Genomic DNA, 19,340 nt, shown 5'->3' with positions numbered 1-19,340 from the left:
GTCACGCTGGCGGCACTCACCCTGTCTTCGTACCGTAAGGAGCCCGAGCGCCCGCCGCCGACCCACCGGCCGGTGACCCCACCGGCAGGCTTGCCTGCCGGTCGTTGCTCACCCTCTCGCTGGCAACTCGGCGCGCAGCCGTTCGTACTCGGCGTGACTGCCGATCGCCGCCCGGTGTTCGGGGTGCGCGACGTAGTGCCCGATCGCCGCGGCGAGGAATGCCGCGTCGACGGTGTCCGTCCGCAACGCCCCCCCGGCTGCGCGGGATGCCGCGTCGCCGGACCAGGTGCGGGTCCGTGATCCGCATCGGGAGCCACTGGCGGCGGTCGGCGGCCGATGGGATCTGCGGGGCCACCAGGGCATCCCACGGCACGGTGAGCGAGCCCAGGGCCCAGGTCTGCCGTACCCCGGACGGATGCAGTCGTACCCCCTGACCCCGCCACGCCCGCGTGATCACCAACGCGGCCAGGACCAACCAGAGAAGATTGAAGACCAGGTCGAACGCCGACAGCGTGCCCTGCCTGGTCGAGCGCATCAGCGCGCTGAGGCAGAGCGACGCGGGCCCGAGGTAGCCCAGGGCGAAGAACACCATCCAGGCGGGACCAGGGGCGGCGAAGGCCGGAACCTGCGGCCGCACCACGAAGTAGGCCGGACGGACCCCCATGAGGACCACCGACAGGACCAGCGCCGCCAGGGACAGCAGCAGCAAGAGACGGGTCCCCACGGTGGAACCCGGGGCGACGGCGTTCACGCAGGCAAGGACAAGCCCGAGCGCCAGGAGTACGTGCCGGTGGCGCACTGTCGCAGCGGAAAGCTTGTCGATCATGCCAGTGACCATAGGAGTCGATGGCAACTGGAGCTGCTGGCCGATCGGTCGAGACAGGGCTCCGAAGCGCCGTAAACCGAGCCACCCGTCCCGGCGTGGGTGATCCGCTTACCAGAAGAGAGATTAGTACGTGCAATCCGGGGTCCGATCAGGGACTATTGGCGCAACGGACGTCGGTGATCGGCCCGGCGTCGACCGTGTGGGCCGTTGTGCCCGGCCCCGGTCGACGGCGGTCCCCAGCAGCCGCTGAACCGGGAGGGTGAGCGCGATGCCTGACATACGACCCACGGTGGGCTCCGGCGCGCTGGTCCTCAACGCCACCTACGAGCCGCTGTGTGTCGTGTCGGTGCGTCGCGCCGCGATCCTCGTCCTCTCCGCCAAGGCGGTCTGCGTCGCCGATGGTGACGGCATCCTGCACAGCGCCCGGGACGCGCTCCCGGTGCCATCGGTGGTCCGACTGACGCGCTTCGTCCGGGTGCCGTACCGCACGCATGTCGGGCTGTCCCGGCGGGCGATCTTCGCCCGGGACGGGTGGCGGTGCGCCTACTGCCGGGGTCCGGCCGAGACCATCGACCACGTCTTCCCGCGCAGCCGGGGCGGCCGGCACGCCTGGGAGAACGTGGTCGCCGCGTGCGCCAGGTGCAACCACACCAAGGGCGACAAGACCCCGGCCGAGATGGGGTGGCGGTTACACGCGTTGCCGGCCGCCCCGAAGGGCACCGCCTGGCGGGTCCTCGGGCACCGCGCCCCCGACCCCCGCTGGGCCGACTGGCTGGACCTGCGGGAGCCCGAGGCCGCCGCCTGACGTCGAGGGGCGTGGTCAGGCTCCGGACTGCGGGTGGGTTGCCCGGCGGGTGGCGCGTTCGTGGCGGTCGACAGCGCGGCGGTGCGCGACCGCGAGCAGCCTGTCGATCTCGGGCAGCAGGTGCGGGCCGGGCATGACGACGCTGGCGAACCCGTACAGTGCGTAGCCCGGGTGCGGCGCGAGGGTGTCCAGACGGGCGAAGTCGAACTCGTGCCGGTGCTCCTCGAACTCCTTGGGCGGGAAGCCGAACAGCCGCTCGAACTCGGCCCGGCCGAGGTCCAGGTTGAGGCGGAAGACGCCGGGGCGGTCGAGCTGTGCGGCCTCGTCGAAGCCGGGCACGTCGTGCTCGACGATGGTGGCGAACGGCTGGCGGCGGTCGGTGCCCACGTGGAAGAACCGGTCGCCCCACGCCGCCTCGGGTGATCCGTTCTCCTCACTCGCCACGACCTGCTCGACGTCGGGCAGCGCGACGATCCGATCGGCGAGCGTGGCCGCGTCGACACCGGTCGGGATGTGCAGGACCACGTCGGCGTGGTCGATCGTGGCCTGGTCCAGCGGGAAGTAGCGGTAGTCGTGCGTCCGCCGCTCGGCCGGGCCGATGTCGGCCGCCGGCAGGTACCGGGGCACGCCGCTCTGCTGCTGGAGTCTGCCCTCGTAGGTCGAGGCGGCGGGCGCTCCGATGCCGAGCGCCGGGCTCGCGCCGAGGCTGCCGGCGATCACCGCGTACCGGTCACCCAGCAGCGCCGCGACGATCGCACCGGCGCCGGCCCACGTCACCTGCTTCTCGGCGAGCCTCATCGTGCTCTGGTGGCGTTGCAGGTGCGCGTTGTGCGCGAAGGCCAGTGTGGGTCCGCGATGGGCCTCGACGGCCCGGATCGCCAGCAGGTTCTCGGCCATCAGCGCGTCCCGGACCGCGGCCAGGCGGTTGAAACGTTCCTCCTGCGCCACCGGGGTGGCGGCTGCGGCGTGGTAGCGCAGCAACCCCACTGCCGCTGTGGCGTGCACGTACGCCGCCGGCCAGCCCTCGGACCTGCCCGGTGCCCGTAGGTACAACTCGGTCAGCAGGTCGTCGGCGACAACCCGCAGACGCTGCGCGTCGACCGAGCGCCCGATCGAACGGCCCGGCTCCCAGATTGCGGCCGGGTCACTCCACCGCGCCTCGTCCCCGATCAGGTCGTCGATCTCGGCGGACCGGTCCACGCCGACGAAGTGGCAGACCTGGTGGAGGTGGTGGCGTGGGCTCGGCGCGCTCCCCAGCTCGACCGGGGCGTCGAAGCCGTGGAACGTCAGGCGCTCCGCGTCCGGCCGTCCGGCGTTCCACTCCCGCATCCGCAGCAGCAGGTCGCGGTTGGCCGGGTACGCGCCGAACCCGTGGCTGAACCCTTCGGCGAGCGCACGGTCGAGCGTCACGTCGGCGACGCCCCGCACGAACTCGTCGGCGATCAGCCCGGCCGCCCGGTCGCTCTCCAGGGCGATCGAGCGGTAGCCGTGCTCCGCCAGCGACAGGAAGGCCTCGTTGCGCAGTTGCAGGAAGGCGGATTCACCGTGCGTCGGTTCACCGAGCGCGAGCAGGTCCGGGGATGCCGCCAGCAGGTCGAGAAAAGATGCCATTCCATGAACCGTATCGTTGAACCAGCGATTGAGACCTACGAGCGGCAGGGCACGGTGACAGCCACAAAACCTTCAAATCCGGGTGTACGCCGACCGGTGGATCTCGCGCGTGCCCACGGCCTCTCCACGCAGGCCGTGCGCAACTACGAACGCGACGGGGTCCTTCCGCCGGCCCAGCGCACCCCGAACGGCTACCGTCGCTTCACCGAGCTGCACGCCAAGGCCCTCAGCGCCTACCTCGCGTTGATCGTGGGCCACGGCTATCCGGTCAGCGGCGAGATCATGCGGGCCGCCAACCGGGGTGAGATCGACACGGCGTTGCGCGGCATCGACCAGGGTCATGCCCTGCTCCAGCGCGATCGGGAAACCCTGGACGCGGTCGAGGCGGCGGTGGCGACGCTCACCGGAGCGCGGCCGCAGCCGCAGAGCCGCAAGGCTCTGCCGATCAGCGTGCTGGCACACCGGCTCGGCGTACGACCGGCCACGCTCCGCAAGTGGGAGCGGGCCGGGATTCTGCGGCCGGTGCGTGACCCGGCGACCGGCTACCGCGTCTACTCGGCTGACGACGTCCGCGACGCCGAACTGGCTCACCTGCTGCGCCGGGGCGGGTACCGGCTCGACCACATCGCCGACGTGCTGCGTCGGGTGCGCGACGCGGGCGGCGCGGAACCGCTCGCCGCGTCGTTGGGCCAGTGGCGGCAGCGGCTCACCGAGCGGGGCCGGGCCATGCTCACCGCTGCCGCCCGGCTGGCCGACTACCTCGACGCTGCTCAGCCGCCGGAACGTGCCTTGACCAGCGAGGCGAAGACAACCACGTTGTCCGCGTAGCCGGTCTCGCCGCCGACCCACTGCCCGCCACAGGTGATCAGTCGCAGGCTCGGGCGGCTGAAGTCCCCGTACACCTCGTCCACCGGCAGTCGGCCCTTGTCGAACTTCTCCACCGAGTTCACCTCGAACACCGCCACCCGCTGATCGGTGCGGGTGACCTCGATTTCGTCACCGGAACGCAGCTCGCGGAGTTTGTGGAAGACCGCCGGGCCGCTGGTGGTGTCGACGTGCCCGACGATCACGGCGGGACCGTACTGGCCCGGGGTGGGCCCCTGGTCGTACCACCCGGCCTCCTGGGCGCGGCCCGCGTCCGGCACGGCGATCGTGCCGTCCGGGGCGATGCCCACGGCGTGCACCGGCGCCTGCACACCGATCTCCTCGATGGCGAGGCTGGTCGGCTGGCTGGCCGGCAGCACCGGGAACTTCTTCGGCGGTGGTCGCAGGCCGGCGCTGAGCCGGTCCGGCAGCAGGCTTATCCCGGTCACCTGCTCGACGCCGAGCATCGCCACGATCAGCACCATCAGCGCTCCGATGGCCAGCACCGGCAACCCGGGGCTCGTACCGAAACGGTGTCGGGCCGACGGCGGCCCGACCGGACGCCGTGGCGGCAGCGGGCGGGCGGCCGGATCGGTGGTGGCGACACTTGCCGAGACGGCCTGCCCGGCGACCCGACGCAGCCGCCCGGAGACGCGCGCCACCAGCCGACCGGACGCGCGCAGCGCCGGCCCGGCCCGGAGGCGGGCGCGGCGGTCCGGCCGCGCACGCGCGGATCTGCGGGTCATTGGTGATCCGGCTCAGGAGCCGGCTCCCGATCGACGTCGGCCGCCGGCCATCCCGAGCCCGATCGCGGTGGCCACCAAGGCGACGCCACCGAGCACCAGCAACGAGCCCGTGCCGCGACCGCCGGCCATTCCGCCGCCTCCGGTCGCCGGCCCCTTGCTGGGTGAGGCCATGTTCAGCACGGTCAGCGTGGTCGACGAGGTCTGGCCGTTCTCGCAGCGCAGGTCGACCGGGTAGTCACCGGCCGCCTTGTCACGCGGAATGGTCACCTGTCCGGTCAGGAAACCCCTGTCCGGTTTGAGCATCACGTTTCCGAACGCGTCCGAGTGCACATTGGACTGGCGGTTGTTGTTGTCGTTGTCGCAGCTTGCCTTGATGCTGACCCGGCTACCGGCCTGGGCGCTGTTCGGTGTCACCTCGACGAAGACGTTCTCGCCGGCCCGAGCCGGTGCGACCGACAACAGGACGAACGCCCCGACCAGCCCCACCAGTGTCAGTACCGACGAGAGCGTGCGGTTGATCGTGCGGATTCCCTGCATGATTTCCCCCCAACCGGCGACGACCGCCGGAACCCTCCCCTGGGCACGCGCGCTGCTTTCCCGTTGGCGCAGGTGCAAACCCGCAGGCGGGCGGGGTGCAGGGGGTCAGCGCGGGCGGGGGGTGGGGTTGGGGGTGGCCAGGGGGGCCACGGGCTGCCAGTTCAGCGGGGAGGAAAGGACCATCGTGCTCGACGGTTGGCCGTACGGGGCGAGACGGTCGATGACCCCCTCGAACGCGCCGATCGAGCCGGCCGCCACCTTCAGCACGCTGCACGCGTCCCCGGTGATCCGGTGGATCTCCAGGATCTCCGGCCAGCCGGCCACCGCCGGGTCGTGCAGGATGCACCGCGTTCCGTAACAGGACATCCGGATCAACGCCACCACTGTTCGCCCGGCGCGGGTCAGGTCGACATGGGCGTGGTAGCCGGTGATGACCCCGGACTCCTCCAGCCGGCGGACCCGCTCCGCTACCGACGGCGGCGACAGGTGCACCCGCCGGGACAACTCGCTGAAGGAGAGCCGCGCGTCGGCCTGCAACTCGCGCAGCAGCGCCCAGTCCATGTCGTCCACGCTCAGACCTTACTTTCGTGAACTGACTTCGCCTAGTTGCCTTTGGTTCGCCAGGAGAAGGCGGCGAGAGCCGTTGATTTGGCATTCCGCAGGCCGATCCGACCGCGAGATCATGGCGTCGGCTAGTCCGGGGGAGGGAGACGAGATGGTGGATCAGACGGAGCGGCGGGCGACGAACCGCCGTGCCGCGGTGCAGCCGGTGACCCCCGGGCAGCGTGCCGCGCAGGCGGAGCGCACCGGTGGCGAGCCGACGTTGGAGTTCGCCGACATGGTGCCGTACGACGCGTACGTGCAGGCCAGCGCCCTGCACAAGATGCAGCACCCGCTCAGCGACGACCCCGGCGAAATGTCCTTCCTGATGGTCAGTCAGATCATGGAGCTGTACTTCGGGCTGACCTGCCACGAACTGCGAGAGACCCAGCGGCTGATCCGCGCCGACCAGGTCTGGGAGGCGTTGGCCCCGCTGGGCCGAGCCAAGCTGCACCTGGAAGGGCTCAACGCCGCCTGGCAGGGTCTGCGCTGGATGAGCCCGGCCGACTTCAACCGGTTCCGCAACCTGCTCGGCGAAGCCTCCGGCTTCCAGTCGGCGATGTACCGGCAGTTGGAGTTCCTGCTCGGGTTGCGCGACCCGACGCTGATCCGCCCGTTCCGCCGGCAGGCCGAGGTGCACGCCGCGCTGAGCGCCGCGCTGGCCGCCCCCAGCCTCTGGGACGACGTGCTCGCGCTGCTCGCCCGCCACGGTTTCGACCTCCCCGCCGACCTGCTCGACCGGGACGTGGCCGTCGAGCACGACCCGCAGCCGTCGGTCGAGGCGGCCTGGGTACGGATCTACGACGACGCCGGCCCGGACAACCACCTGCGGCTGCTCGGTGAGGCGCTGAGCGCGGTCGCCGAGGAGTTCGGCGACTGGCGCTGGAATCACGTCAAGGCGGTGCAGCGGACAATGGGCGCCAAGGTCGGCAGCGGAGGCTCCGCCGGCCTGGCGTGGTTGCAACGCAGTATGGCCCGGGTGGTCTTCCCGGAGCTGTGGTCGGCCCGCACCGCGATGTGACCGGAGAGCGAGAACAGACAATGACGACCCCTGACGTTGAGCCGCTGGGCCTCGCCGCTGGCGAGGCGGGAGCGTTGGGCCTCGCCGCTGGCGAGGCGGAAGCGCATCGCCGCGACGAGGCCGACCCCGGCCACCGGCACCTGTTCCACGTGCCGCCGGCCGACGGGGGCGAGCACCCCGAGTCGGCGTACCTGGCCGGCAACTCGCTCGGCCTGCAGCCTCGGGCCACCCGTGACGAACTCCTGGCCGACCTGGACGCCTGGGGGCGGCTCGGCGTGGAGGGGCACCTGGAGGCGGAGCGCGCCTGGCTGCCGTACCACGAGTTGTTGACCGGCCCGGCCGCCCGACTGGTCGGCGCCCGCCCGGCGGAGGCCGTGGTGATGAACTCGCTCACCGTCAACCTGCACCTGCTGATGGTGAGTTTCTACCGCCCGGCCGGCGCGCGCACCCGCATCGTCATCGAGGACGCGGCCTTCCCCTCGGACAGCTACGCGGTGCGCAGCCAGGCCCGGTTCCACGGCCTGGACCCGGACGACACGGTGGTCCGGTTGCGTCCGCGCGACGGTGAGGACGCCCTGCGCACCGAGGATGTGACCGACTACCTGGCCGCCGAGGGTGACCGGGTGGCGCTGGTGCTGCTCGGCGGCGTCAACTACCTCACCGGCGAACTGCTGGACATCCCGGCGATCACGGCCGCCGGCCGGGCCGCCGGCGCGGTGGTCGGTTGGGATCTGGCCCACGCCGTCGGGAACGTGCCGCTGGCCCTGCACGACTGGGATGTCGACTTCGCCGCGTGGTGCTCCTACAAGTACCTGAACTCCGGCCCGGGTGCCCTGGCTGGTGTCTTCGTGCACGAGCGGAACCTCGGCGACGACAGCCTGCCCCGCTTCGAGGGGTGGTGGAGCACCGCGGCGGCGACCCGGTTCGAGATGACGCCGGTGTCCCGGCCACCGGCCACTGTGGAGGCCTGGCAGATCTCCAACCCGCCGATCTTCGCGATGGGTCCGGTGCGTACCTCGCTGGAGCTGTTCGACGCGGTGGGGATGACCGCGTTGCGCGCGCGCAGCCAGCGCCTCACCGGCTGGCTGGAGTCGCTGTTCGACCAGGTGACCGTGGGCCGGCCGCTGCGGGTGGTCACCCCCCGCGACCCGGCCCGCCGGGGCTGCCAGCTCTCCGTGCGCATCGGTTCCGGCAGCGCCGCCGAGCTGACGAAACGCCTCCGGTACGAGCACGGGGTCATCGCCGACGCCCGTGAACCGGACGTCGTCCGGTTCGCCCCGGTGCCGCTCTACTCCACGTACCTGGACTGTTGGCGGGCCGCGTCCGCGCTGGCCGCGACGGTCGGGCAGGTGAACCCGTGACCGCGCGGCGCGACGAGGTCGCGATCATCGGTGCCGGCCTGGCCGGCTGTCTGGCGGCCTGCTTCCTGGCCCGGCGGGGCTACCCGGTGGCCCTCTACGAGCGTCGCCCCGACCCGCGGGCCGGTGTCGCCGAGCGGGGTCGCTCGATCAACCTGGCGCTCTCCGAGCGCGGCCTGGACGCGTTGCGCCGGATCGGGCTGGCCGAGCAGGTGATGACCGACGCGCTGCCGATGCGCGGCCGGATGATCCACCCGGTCGAGGGTGAGCAGCAGTTCCAGTCCTACAGCGCGGCCGGCGACCGGGCGATCAACTCGATCAGCCGGGGCGCGCTGAACAACGCCCTGCTGGACGAGGCCGCCGCGCTGCCCGGGGTACGGGTCGTCTTCGACCACCGGCTGGTCGGGCTCGACCCGGTCGACGGCACCCTGAGCTTCGAGACCCCGCAGGGTCCGGTCGCGGCGAAGGCGTCGGTGGTGCTGGGTGCCGACGGCGCCGGCTCCGCGGTGCGCGGGCAACTGCTGGCGTACGGGTTGCTCGATGAGAGCGTCGACTTCCTCGACTACGGCTACAAGGAGCTGACGATCCCGCCGCTGGGCGGGGACTTCGCCCTGGACCCGGACGCGTTGCACATCTGGCCGCGCGGCACCTCGATGATGATCGCGCTGCCGAATCCGGACCGCTCCTTCACCTGCACGCTGTTCTGGCCCAACGACGGTGCCGGCAGCTTCGCCTCGCTGACCAGCCCGGCGGAGATCGAACGGCACTTCACCGAGCACTACCCGGACGTGGTCCCGTTGGCCCCGAACCTCGTCGACGACTACCAGCACAACCCGGTGGGCGTGCTCGGCACGGTGCGCTGCACCCCCTGGCAGGTCAACGGGAAGGTCGGCCTGCTCGGCGACGCGGCGCACGCCATCGTGCCGTTCTACGGCCAGGGCGCCAACTGCGCCTTCGAGGACGTGGTGGAGCTGGACCGCTGCCTGGACGAGTGCGCCGACGACTGGTTGGCGGCGTTGCCGCTGTTCCAGCGGCGCCGGCAGGAGAACGCCGAGGCCATCGCGACGATGGCGCTCACCAACTTCGTGGAGATGCGGGACAAGGTCGCTTCCCCGGTGTTCCAGACCCGGCGGCGGGTGGAGCACGCACTGGAACGGGTCCTGCCCGGCCGGTACGTTTCCCAGTACGAGCTGGTGTCGTTCTCCACCACCCCGTACGCCGAGGTGCGCCGCCGGGTGCGCCGACAGCACCGGGTGCTCGGGGCGGTCGTCGGCGGGGCCGCGCTGCTGCTGGTCGGCGCGATCGGTGCGGCACTGAACCGAGGGAGGCGCGCATGACCGGCACCTGGGATCCACGACTGATGGCCGGCCACGCGCCAAGTGGCCCGCACCGGTTGCGCAACTTCGTCGCCGGCGAGTTCGTCGACGGCGCAACGACGTTTGCCAAGGCCAGTCCGGTCACCGGGGAGCAGGTCTTCGAGGTCGACGAGGCGTCGGCATCCACCGTGGACGACGCGGTGGCCGCTGCTCGGGCCGCACTGCGGGGGCCGTGGGGTCGGATGGGGGAGCGTGAACGCGCCGAGGTGCTGCGCCGCGTCGCCGACGAGCTGGAGCGCCGCTTCGACGACCTGGTCACCGCCGAGGTCGCCGACACCGGCAAGTCCATAGCCCAGGCCCGCACGTTGGACATTCCGCGCGGTGCGGCGAACTTCCGGGCGTTCGCGGAGATCGTGGCGACCGCGCCCACCGAGTCGTTCACCACCGTCACCCCGACCGGCGGCCGGGCGCTCAACTACGCGCTGCGCAAGCCGGTCGGTGTGGTCGCGGTCATCGTGCCGTGGAACCTGCCGCTGCTGCTGCTCACCTGGAAGGTGGCTCCGGCGCTGGCCTGCGGCAACGCGGTGGTGGTCAAGCCCAGCGAGGAGACTCCCGCCTCGGCGACGCTGCTCGCCGAGGTGATGGCCGCGGCCGGGGTGCCGGCCGGGGTGTTCAACCTGGTGCACGGCTTCGGGCCGGGTTCGGCCGGTGAACATCTCACCCGCCACCCGGGGGTCGACGCGATCACCTTCACCGGCGAGTCGGCCACCGGCGGCGCGATCATGCGGGCCGCTGCCGACGGTGTGAAGGCGGTCAGCTTCGAGCTGGGTGGCAAGAACGCCGGCCTGGTCTTCGCCGACGCCGACCTGGACGCCGCGGTGGCCGGCTCGGTGCGGTCCAGCTTCACCAACGGCGGGCAGGTGTGCCTCTGCACCGAGCGCATCTACGTGCAGCGCCCGGTCTTCGAGGAGTTCACCGCCCGGCTGGCGAAGCGGGCCGGCGAGCTGGCGTACGGCTGGCCGACCGACGAGGCCACCGCCACCATGCCGCTGATCTCCCACCAGCACCGGGCGAAGGTGCTCGGCGCGTACGAGCTGGCCCGCGCCGAGGGCGCCGAGGTGCTCACCGGTGGCGGCACGCCCACCTTCGGCGACGCCCGCGACGGCGGGTCGTACGTGCAGCCGACGGTGCTCACCGGGCTCGCCCCGGACGCCCGCACCAACCGGGAGGAGATCTTCGGCCCGGTGGTGCACGTCGCGCCGTTCGACACCGAGGACGAGGCGTACGCCCTCGCCAACGGCACCGAGTACGGCCTGGCGGCGACCGTGTGGACCCGGGACGTGGGCGTGGCGCACCGGGCCGGGGCCCGGCTGGACGCCGGCATCGTCTGGGTGAACACCTGGTTCCTGCGGGATCTGCGCACCCCGTTCGGCGGGGTGAAGGCGTCCGGTATCGGTCGGGAGGGCGGGGTGCACTCGCTGAACTTCTACTCCGAACTCACCAACGTCTGCGTGGACCTGTCGTGAGCCGAAGCGAGGGAGCGGGCATGGAAGCTGACATCGAGGCGGCCAACCGGGAGTTGGCCGACGCCCGCAGCACCGGCAAGCCGTGCGCGCCGTTGCGGGGCCGGCTGCTGCCGGAGGGCGACGTGGAGTCCGCGTACCGGGTGCAGCAGTTGCAGGCGCGGGCCTGGCAGGGTCGCGGAGAACGCCGGGTCGGCGCGAAGATCGGGTTGACCTCCCGGGCGGTGCAGGAGACCTTCGGGGTGTTCCAGCCGGACTTCGGCATGCTGACCGACGCGATGGCGGTCGGCGACGGGGTCGAGGTGCCCATCGACCGGCTGCTCCAGCCCCGCGTCGAGGCGGAGATCGCCTTCGTGCTCGACAAGGACCTCCCGAACCCGCAGCTCACCACCGTCGACCTGATCCGCGCGGTCGACCACGTGCTGCCGGCGATCGAGATCGTCGACTCACGGATCGCCGCCTGGGACATCTCCATCGTGGACACCGTCGCCGACAACGCCTCCAGCGGGCTCTTCGTGCTCGGCACCACGCCGCGCCGGCTCGCCGACGTCGACCTGCGGCTGTGCGGAATGGTGCTGGAACACGCCGGTGAGCCGGTCTCGGTCGGTGCGGGCGCGGCCTGCCTGGGCAATCCGTTGCACGCCCTGCAGTGGCTGGCCGGCACCCTCGCCCGCGCCGGCGACCCGCTGCGCGCCGGGGACGTGGTGCTCTCCGGGGCGCTCGGTCCGATGGTGCCGGTCACCCCGGGGGCCGCGTACGAGGCCCGCATCTCCGGGCTCGGCTCGGTGCGTACCTCTTTCAGCAGGGAAGGTTCGGCATGAGCGTCGGTGTGGCGGTGCTCGGTTCCGGCAACATCGGAACCGACCTGATGATCAAGGTGTTGCGGCGCGGCAGTGCGGCTGACGGGTCGCTGCGGGACACCGCCCCGCTGGGTTCCCCGCCCTCCCCGGCGAGCCTGCGGATGGTGGCGATGGCCGGGATCGACCCGGCCTCCGACGGCCTGGCGCGCGCCCGTCGACTGGGCGTGGCCACCACCGCCGACGGGGTGGACGGGCTGGTCGCGATGCCCGAGTTCGCCGACGTCGAGGTGGTGTTCGACGCCACCTCGGCCGGCGCGCACCGACACCACGACGAGGTGCTGCGCGCGCACGGGCGCACGGTGGTCGACCTGACCCCGGCCGCGCTCGGCCCGTACGTGGTGCCGCCGGTCAACCTCGACGAGCACCTGCACGAACCGAACGTCAACATGGTGACCTGCGGCGGGCAGGCCACGGTGCCGATCGTCGCCGCGGTACGCCGGGTCACGCCGGTGGCGTACGGGGAGATCGTCGCCTCGATCGCGTCGAAGTCCGCCGGGCCGGGCACCCGCGCCAACATCGACGAGTTCACCGAGACCACGGCCCGGGCCATCGAGGTGGTGGGCGGGGCCGAACGGGGCAAGGCGATCATCGTGCTGAACCCGGCGGACCCACCGCTGCTGATGCGCGACACCGTCTACTGCCTCTGCCCGGACGCCGACGCCGACACCGACGCCATCGCCGCCTCGGTGACGGAGATGGTGGCGGCGGTGCAGGAGTACGTCCCCGGCTACCGGCTCAAGCAGGACGTGCAGTTCGACCGGGTCGAGACGTACGTGCCGACGCTCGGGCGACAGATCACCGCGTTGCAGGTGTCGGTCTTCCTGGAGGTCGCGGGTGCCGGGCACTACCTGCCCACGTACGCCGGGAACCTGGACATCATGACCTCCGCCGCGCTTCGTACGGCGGAGCGGCTGGTCGCCCTGCGTTCGACGGGAGCGGTGGCATGACCGACCTGTACATCCAGGACGTGACATTGCGCGACGGCATGCACGCCATCGCCCACCGGTACACGGTCGACCAGGTTCGCACCATCGCCGCCGCGCTGGACGCCGCCGGGGTGGCCGCCATCGAGGTGGCGCACGGTGACGGGCTCGCCGGTTCCAGCGTCAACTACGGCCACGGTGCCGCCAGCGACGCCGAGTGGATCTCCGCCGCCGCCGAGGTGCTGACCACCGCGAAGCTGACCACGCTGCTGCTGCCCGGCATCGGCACGATCGCCGATCTGAAGGCGGCGAAGGCGCTGGGCGTGACCAGCGTGCGGATCGCCACCCACTGCACCGAGGCGGACATCTCCGCCCAGCACATCTCCTGGGCCCGGGAGAACGGCATGGACGTGGCCGGGTTCCTGATGATGTCGCACATGAACGATCCGGCCGGGTTGGCCGGTCAGGCGAAGCTGATGGAGTCGTACGGGGCGCACTGCGTCTACGTCACCGACTCCGGCGGCCGGCTGCTGATGTCCGACGTGGCGCAGCGGGTCGACGCGTACCGGCAGGTCCTCGCCCCGGACACGCAGATCGGCATCCACGCCCACCACAACCTGTCGCTCGGGGTGGCCAACAGCGTGCTCGCCGTCGAGCACGGGCGGGTCACCGGCTCCGCGCCGATCGGCCCCGACGCGGCTCACGGTCGGACCGTCCGGGTCGACGCCTCCCTCGCCGGCATGGGCGCGGGCGCCGGAAACGCCCCGTTGGAGGTCTTCGTCGCGGTCGCCGAGCTGCACGGCTGGAAGCACGGCTGCGACGTGTTCGCGCTGATGGACGCGGCCGACGACATCGTCCGCCCGCTGCAGGACCGGCCGGTCCAGGTGGACCGGGAAACGCTCTCCCTGGGGTACGCGGGGGTCTATTCCAGCTTCCTGCGGCACGCCGAACGGGCGTCGGCGAAGTACGGCGTGGACGTCCGGTCGATCCTGGTCGAGCTGGGCCGCCGCCGGATGGTCGGCGGCCAGGAGGACATGATCGTCGACGTCGCACTCGACCTGGCCGGCCAGGAGGCTGTGAGCACGAGGAGCGAGCCGGGTCTGCGAGGCCCGCAGCCGCAAACGAAGGGTGGCGCAGCATGATCGGACCGGACATCGCCGGGATCGCCGAGAAGCTGGGTGCGGCGGCCGACACGGCCACCCCGATCCCGCAGCTCGCCGCCGAGACCGGCCTCGACGTGGACACCGCGTACGCCGTGCAGGCCGCGCTGCTGCACCGCCGGCTGAACGCCGGTGAGCGGTTGGTCGGGTTGAAGATGGGGCTGACCAGCAGGGCGAAGATGGCGCAGGTCGGCGTGGACGAGGTGATCTGGGGGCGGCTCACCAACGCGATGCGGGTGCCCGACGGCGGCGCCGTGGACCCGGCCGCGTACATCCATCCCCGCGTCGAGCCGGAGGTGGCGTTCCTGCTGGACCGGCTGCCCGAGCCGGGCGAGCCGGTCGGCGACTTCGCCACGGCGGTCCGCGCTGTCGCCCCGGCCATCGAGTTGATCGACTCCCGGTACGCGGACTTCCGCTTCTCCCTGCCGGACGTGATCGCTGACAACACCTCCGCCGCCGCCTTCGTGATCGGGCCGTGGTCGCCGGTACCGGCGGGGCTGGACAACCTCGGCGTGCTGCTGGAGGTCGACGGACGGGTGGCGCAGGTCGGCTCGACGGCCGCGATCCTCGGTGACCCGCGTCGGGCGCTCGACGAGGGCATCCGGCTGGCGGGCGGGCACGGGGTGCGGCTGGAGTCGGGGTGGGTCTTCCTGGCCGGTGCCGCGACCGCCGCGGTGCCGTTGCGTCCCGGTGCCCATGTCCGCGCGGTCGTGGAGAAGCTCGGCACGGCGTCCTTGCGGGCGTCGTCGTGACCGCTCGGGTCGTCGCGGGGAAGGCGGTTCCTCGGGGGGCGTTTCCGCACGTCAAGGTGGCGGGTGGGTTCGTCTTCGTCTCCGGTACGTCGTCCCGGCGGCCGGACAACAGCTTCGCGGGCGTCTCGGTGGACGAGTTCGGCACCACGAACCTCGACATCCGGGTGCAGACGCGGGCCGTGATCGAGAACATCGGCGATCTGCTGCGCTCGGTCGGCGCGGATCTCACCGACCTCGTCCAGGTGACGACGTACCTGGTCAACATGAATGACTTCGGTGGCTACAACGAGGTGTGGGCGGAGTTCTTCGACGCGTCCGGACCGACCCGTACCACGGTGGCGGTGCACCAGCTGCCGCACCCGCACCTGCTGATCGAAATCCAGGCCGTGGCCCTTCTTCCCTCGGGAGGTCAGTCGTGAGTGAGATCGCCGAGCCGTTCAGCTTTCCGGGCTGGATCGCCGACAACCAGCACCTGTTGAAGCCCCCGGTGGGCAACAAGGAGATGTTCCCCGGCGGGGACGACTTCATCGTGATGGTGGTGGGCGGTCCGAATCAGCGCACCGACTTCCACGTGGACCCGTACGAGGAGTTCTTCTACCAGGTCAAGGGCAACATGCACATCAATCTGGTCACTCCCGAGGGGCCGCGTACGGTGCACGTGCGCGAGGGTCAGATGTGGATGCTGCCGCGCAACACCCCGCACTCGCCGCAGCGCCCGGAGGCCGGCTCGATCGGTGTGGTCGTGGAACGGGTTCGTGAGGAGGGCACGCTGGAGAGGTTCCAGTGGTACTGCCCGGAGTGCGGCAACAAGGTGCACGAGGTGGAGTTGCAGGTCCGCGACATCGCCGCCGACCTGCCCCCGGTGTTCCAGGCGTTCTACGCCGACGAGGCGGCGCGCACCTGCGCCAACTGCGGCACCCTGCACCCGGGCAAGGGCTGATGCCCGCAGGCGTTGTCGACGTGCACACGCACGTCGTACCGAAGGGGTGGCCGGACCTCGGCGCGGCGTGCGGCGGGTCCGGCTGGCCGTGGTTGCGGGTGGACTCCGAGCGGGCCGCCATGATCATGGTGGGGGAGACGGAGTTCCGCCCGGTCGGCGCCGCGTGCTGGGACGCGTCGACGCGACTGGCCGACATGGACGCCGACGGAGTGGCCGTGCAGGTGGTCTCGCCCACCCCGGTCTTCTTCAGCTACGACCGCCCGGCCGACCAGGCGGTCAAGGTCGCCCGGATCTTCAACGACCTGACCCTGGAGGTCACCGCGGCCGGCGGTGACCGGCTGGTGCCGTTCTGCCAGGTGCCGTTGCAGGACCCGGACGCCGCCTGCGCGGAGTTGGATCGCAGTCTGGCGGCCGGGCACGTCGGCGTGGAGATCGGCAACCACGTCGGCGACCGCGACCTGGACGACGCCGGCGTGGTCACCTTCCTGACGCACTGCGCCGAGGTGGGCGCACCGGTCTTCGTCCACCCGTGGGACATGCCGGGCGGGCCGCGACTGGACCGCTGGATGGCCCGGTGGCTCACCGGGATGCCCGCCGAGACGCACCTGTCGGTGCTGGCGATGATCCTCGGCGGGGTCTTCGACCGGGTGCCGCAGACGCTGCGGATCTGCTTCGCGCACGGTGGTGGCAGCTTCCCGTTCTGGCTGGGTCGCGCCGACAACGCCTGGCACCGCCGGGGCGACCTGGTCCGGGGCGCGTCCGTCGCCCCGCCCAGCAGCTACGTCGACCGGTTCAGCGTCGACTCGGTGGTCTTCACGCCGCCCGCGTTGCGGCTGTTGGTGGACACCATGGGGGAGGACCGGGTGCTGGTCGGCAGCGACTACCCGTACCCGCTGGGTGAGCGGCCGGCCGGGGCGGTTGTCGACGCGGCCGACTTCCTCACCGACGCCCAGCGCGACAAGCTCCGATCCGCCAACGCCCGCCGCTTCCTGTCCGGCTGAGACCTCCCGGCTTCCGGCTCCCGGTTCCCTGCTCCCGACCGGGCCGCAAGTGGTCGGGAGCGCGATGTCACAGCGGCATCGTGATTCCACTGTGGCATCACGCTCTTCACGCGACATGCCTTCCCCGCAGCGTCATGTCGGATTGGTCCGTTTTCGGGTTGTCGGCGTGTGTCGGCTGTGCGCAGCCCTGCCGAGGGGCAGGATGGCGGGATGGCCGAACCGCACGACTTGACCGCGTTGGAGCAGGCCGCCGCCATCGCGCGCGGCGAGCTGTCCAGCGTCGACCTGGTCGAGCACCACCTGCGCCGGGTCGACGCGTTGGGCGACACGGTGGGCGCGTTCGTCACCGTCACCCCGGAGCTGGCCCGTGCGGCCGCCAGCGCCGCAGACGCCGCGCCCGCCGACCGGCGTGGCCCGCTGCACGGCGTGCCGACCGCGATCAAGGACCTGACGCTCACCGCCGGTGTCCGCACCACCTTCGGTTCGGCCGCCTTCTTCGACTTCGTCCCGCCGGTCGACGCCGACGTGGTCCGGTTCATCAAGGCCGCCGGTCTGGTCAGCCTGGGCAAGACGACCACCTCCGAGCTGGGCTGTTCGCTCTACTCGGAGGGCCGGGTCGCGCCGCCGGCCCGCAACCCGTGGCAGCTGGCGTACACGGCGGGTGGGTCCAGTGGCGGCGCGGCGGCGGCGGTCGCGGCCGGGCTGGTTCCGGTCGCCCAGGGGTCCGACGGCGGCGGGTCGCTGCGCATCCCGGCGTCGCTCTGCGGACTGGTCGGCTACAAGCCCAGCCGGGGCCTCGTCTCCGGCGGGCCGGTCGGCTCCGGCGCGTTCGGCCTACCCACCAGCGGTCCGCTCGGGCGGACGGTCACCGACGTCGCCGCGCTGCTCGACGTCATGGCCGTCCCGGTCCCCGGCGAGCCCTACCTGCCGCCGGTCACGCCGCCCGGCGGCTACCTGGCCGTCGCGCGCCGGGCCGAACCCGGCCCGCTGCGGATCGGCCGGTTCACCACACCGATGCTCGCCGACGAGCCGGTGCACCCCGCCTGCGTGGCCGCCGTGGACCGGGCCGCCGCGTTGCTCACGGCGGCCGGCCACGAGGTGGTCGAGGTGCCGCCGCCGCTCGGGCCGGCGGCGTGGCCGCTGTTCGAGATCCTCTGGTACGTGCTGGCGCTGGCCCCGGTACCGCCACAGCGGGAGGCGGAGCTACTGCCGTTGACCCGGCTGCTCCGGGCCCGGGGCGCCGAACTCTCCGCCGGAACCCTGGCCGCCACCCTCGGGGAGCTGCAGGCGCAGGTCCGCCTCGGCACCCGCCGCACCGCCGGCTGCGACCTGCTCCTCTGCCCCACCCTGGCCACCCCGCAGGCGCCCGTCGGTTGGTTCAGCGCCGACGCGGACCCGGCCGCCGACTTCGACCGGCAACGTCGGTTCTCGCCCTACTGCGCCATTTTCAACGTCACCGGTGATCCCTCCGTCTCCCTGCCGCTGGGCACCACCACCGACGGACTGCCCGTCGGGGTGCTGCTCACCGGCCGGTACGGCGACGACGCGCGGCTTATCGCCACCGCTGCGCAACTGGAGAACTCCAGTGACGGATGGGATCGGCACCCCGCAATCTGGCGGGCCGTCGACTCCGCTAACGTGAATGGCGACGGAGTCGGGCGGTCGGCAGCATGATCGTCCATCCGACCCGGTTGTTCAAGGTCGTCCTTCTTCCGCCTGGGGGCGTTGGGATTGTCTGTTACCGAGACGTTGCTGGTCTTCGTCGGCATCCCGTTGGCCGCGGTCCTGGTCATCGCCGGCCTGTCGTACGCCGGTAGCCGTGGGGGTGCCACCACCGGCGGTGGCGGTGGCGCCAAGCGCTACCGGCCGGGCCGGCCCTTCGACTTCACTCCGGTCTGGTTCCTGGGCCGGCCGGAGCAGCTGGCCGACTCGGCCGGCACCGCGCTGACGGCGGGGGCGCAGGCGCCCGCGCTGACCAGCCACAAGCTTGAGCAGGCCAGCGTCGAGGCGCCGGCCGGTGGAACCGGAGGCGCAAGTGACCGTTGGTGAGAAGCAGGCCGGGTCGGAGAATCCGCCCGAGGTGCTGGACGGGCCGTTCTCGACCCGCCAGTTGCTGCGCATCGACGAGGCGCTGCGCCTGGCCGACAAGGGCACCGGCCTGGTGTTCTCGGTGTTCGTCGGCGGTCTCGACGAGCCGATCCGCGAGCACGCCCAGCGGCTGCACCGTCAGCTCGCCGAGCCCGACAAGTCGGTGCTGATCGCCGTGTCGCCCAACCAACGGCAGCTGGAGATCGTCACCGGGCGGTACGCCCGCAAGCGCATCCCCGACACGTACGCCAAGTTGGCCGCGCTCTCCATGGTCGGCGCGTTCAGCGGCGGCGACCTGGCCGGCGGCATCATCAACGGCCTCGACCAGCTCGCCAGCCACGCCGGCAAGGGCTGACCCACTCGTACGACGAAGCCCCGGCCAGCTCGCAGCGGGCCGGGGCTTCGTCGT

At 71.9% G+C, this 19,340-nt stretch carries 21 protein-coding genes; 16 read left to right on the top strand and 5 right to left on the bottom strand.

The window, feature by feature from the left end:
- Positions 1 to 16: 16 nt before the first annotated feature.
- Entirely contained in the window at positions 17 to 826 is an 810-nt protein-coding gene (locus QSK15_RS12460; RefSeq protein ID WP_285794416.1) for a hypothetical protein, read from the bottom strand.
- A gap of 268 nt (positions 827 to 1,094) precedes the next feature.
- Between QSK15_RS12460 and QSK15_RS12455 the strand changes: the two genes are divergently transcribed.
- Entirely contained in the window at positions 1,095 to 1,631 is a 537-nt protein-coding gene (locus tag QSK15_RS12455) for an HNH endonuclease (protein ID WP_030333470.1), read from the top strand.
- A gap of 15 nt (positions 1,632 to 1,646) precedes the next feature.
- Here QSK15_RS12455 and QSK15_RS12450 read toward each other — a convergent pair whose 3' ends face one another.
- Positions 1,647 to 3,242, bottom strand: a complete 1,596-nt coding sequence (locus QSK15_RS12450) for a DUF6194 family protein (RefSeq protein WP_285794415.1) — start codon at positions 3,240 to 3,242, stop codon at positions 1,647 to 1,649.
- A 96-nt stretch (positions 3,243 to 3,338) separates the two neighbouring features.
- Here QSK15_RS12450 and QSK15_RS12445 point away from each other — a divergent pair, with 96 nt between their 5' ends.
- Positions 3,339 to 4,070, top strand: coding sequence for a TioE family transcriptional regulator (locus QSK15_RS12445; protein ID WP_285794414.1), 732 nt, complete (start codon positions 3,339 to 3,341; stop codon positions 4,068 to 4,070).
- Here the strand turns inward: QSK15_RS12445 and QSK15_RS12440 are convergent.
- The 3 genes from QSK15_RS12440 to QSK15_RS12430 form a co-directional block, all read right to left on the bottom strand.
- A complete protein-coding gene (locus tag QSK15_RS12440) occupies positions 4,013 to 4,852 on the bottom strand; it encodes a class F sortase (protein ID WP_502889565.1) in 840 nt (279 codons plus the stop codon). The genes QSK15_RS12445 and QSK15_RS12440 overlap by 58 nt on opposite strands.
- A gap of 12 nt (positions 4,853 to 4,864) precedes the next feature.
- A complete protein-coding gene (locus QSK15_RS12435) occupies positions 4,865 to 5,389 on the bottom strand; it encodes a hypothetical protein (protein WP_285794413.1) in 525 nt (174 codons plus the stop codon).
- 105 nt (positions 5,390 to 5,494) lie between these two features.
- The gene (locus tag QSK15_RS12430) at positions 5,495 to 5,959 is read right to left on the bottom strand and encodes an Lrp/AsnC family transcriptional regulator (protein WP_285794412.1); all 465 of its coding nucleotides are present in this window, start codon (positions 5,957 to 5,959) and stop codon (positions 5,495 to 5,497) included.
- Between the two features lie 148 nt (positions 5,960 to 6,107).
- Between QSK15_RS12430 and QSK15_RS12425 the strand changes: the two genes are divergently transcribed.
- The 14 genes from QSK15_RS12425 (at position 6,108) to QSK15_RS12360 (ending at position 19,286) form a co-directional block, all read left to right on the top strand.
- Positions 6,108 to 7,010, top strand: a complete 903-nt coding sequence (locus QSK15_RS12425; protein ID WP_285795095.1) for a tryptophan 2,3-dioxygenase — start codon at positions 6,108 to 6,110, stop codon at positions 7,008 to 7,010.
- Between the two features lie 20 nt (positions 7,011 to 7,030).
- Entirely contained in the window at positions 7,031 to 8,371 is a 1,341-nt protein-coding gene (kynU, locus tag QSK15_RS12420) for a kynureninase (protein WP_502889564.1), read from the top strand.
- A complete protein-coding gene (locus QSK15_RS12415) occupies positions 8,368 to 9,705 on the top strand; it encodes an FAD-dependent oxidoreductase (protein WP_285794410.1) in 1,338 nt (445 codons plus the stop codon). Before kynU ends, QSK15_RS12415 begins: the two co-directional genes overlap by 4 nt.
- Positions 9,706 to 9,728: 23 nt before the next feature.
- The gene (locus QSK15_RS12410) at positions 9,729 to 11,210 is read left to right on the top strand and encodes a 2-hydroxymuconic semialdehyde dehydrogenase (RefSeq protein ID WP_285795094.1); all 1,482 of its coding nucleotides are present in this window, start codon (positions 9,729 to 9,731) and stop codon (positions 11,208 to 11,210) included.
- Between the two features lie 20 nt (positions 11,211 to 11,230).
- Positions 11,231 to 12,028, top strand: coding sequence for a 2-keto-4-pentenoate hydratase (locus QSK15_RS12405; RefSeq protein ID WP_030333489.1), 798 nt, complete (start codon positions 11,231 to 11,233; stop codon positions 12,026 to 12,028).
- Entirely contained in the window at positions 12,025 to 13,014 is a 990-nt protein-coding gene (locus QSK15_RS12400) for an acetaldehyde dehydrogenase (acetylating) (protein WP_285794409.1), read from the top strand. Before QSK15_RS12405 ends, QSK15_RS12400 begins: the two co-directional genes overlap by 4 nt.
- Positions 13,011 to 14,132 carry a 4-hydroxy-2-oxovalerate aldolase gene (gene dmpG, locus QSK15_RS12395; RefSeq protein WP_285794408.1) on the top strand — a complete coding sequence of 374 codons (1,122 nt, stop codon included), beginning with the start codon at positions 13,011 to 13,013 and terminating at the stop codon, positions 14,130 to 14,132. Before QSK15_RS12400 ends, dmpG begins: the two co-directional genes overlap by 4 nt.
- Complete coding sequence (locus QSK15_RS12390; protein ID WP_285794407.1) at positions 14,129 to 14,902, top strand: 2-keto-4-pentenoate hydratase; 774 nt, start codon at positions 14,129 to 14,131, stop codon at positions 14,900 to 14,902. The genes dmpG and QSK15_RS12390 overlap by 4 nt, the downstream gene beginning before the upstream one ends.
- Positions 14,899 to 15,321 carry a RidA family protein gene (locus QSK15_RS12385; RefSeq protein WP_285794406.1) on the top strand — a complete coding sequence of 141 codons (423 nt, stop codon included), beginning with the start codon at positions 14,899 to 14,901 and terminating at the stop codon, positions 15,319 to 15,321. The genes QSK15_RS12390 and QSK15_RS12385 overlap by 4 nt, the downstream gene beginning before the upstream one ends.
- Positions 15,318 to 15,842, top strand: coding sequence for a 3-hydroxyanthranilate 3,4-dioxygenase (locus tag QSK15_RS12380; RefSeq protein WP_285794405.1), 525 nt, complete (start codon positions 15,318 to 15,320; stop codon positions 15,840 to 15,842). Before QSK15_RS12385 ends, QSK15_RS12380 begins: the two co-directional genes overlap by 4 nt.
- Positions 15,842 to 16,843, top strand: a complete 1,002-nt coding sequence (locus QSK15_RS12375) for an amidohydrolase family protein (protein ID WP_285794404.1) — start codon at positions 15,842 to 15,844, stop codon at positions 16,841 to 16,843. The genes QSK15_RS12380 and QSK15_RS12375 overlap by 1 nt, the downstream gene beginning before the upstream one ends.
- Before the next feature lie 210 nt (positions 16,844 to 17,053).
- Positions 17,054 to 18,517: an amidase gene (locus QSK15_RS12370; RefSeq protein WP_285794403.1), complete on the top strand. Its 1,464-nt coding sequence runs from the start codon at positions 17,054 to 17,056 to the stop codon at positions 18,515 to 18,517.
- Between the two features lie 51 nt (positions 18,518 to 18,568).
- Positions 18,569 to 18,892: an aa3-type cytochrome oxidase subunit CtaJ gene (gene ctaJ, locus QSK15_RS12365; RefSeq protein WP_449894085.1), complete on the top strand. Its 324-nt coding sequence runs from the start codon at positions 18,569 to 18,571 to the stop codon at positions 18,890 to 18,892.
- The gene (locus QSK15_RS12360; protein ID WP_030333506.1) at positions 18,879 to 19,286 is read left to right on the top strand and encodes a DUF5130 family protein; all 408 of its coding nucleotides are present in this window, start codon (positions 18,879 to 18,881) and stop codon (positions 19,284 to 19,286) included. The genes ctaJ and QSK15_RS12360 overlap by 14 nt, the downstream gene beginning before the upstream one ends.
- Positions 19,287 to 19,340: the final 54 nt, after the last annotated feature.

The organism is Micromonospora sp. NBRC 107095, from assembly GCF_030269705.1.
GTDB lineage: Bacteria > Actinomycetota > Actinomycetes > Mycobacteriales > Micromonosporaceae > Micromonospora > Micromonospora parva.
Note: the sequence above shows the minus strand (reverse complement) of the source record. Positions and strands in the feature narration are given on the sequence as shown.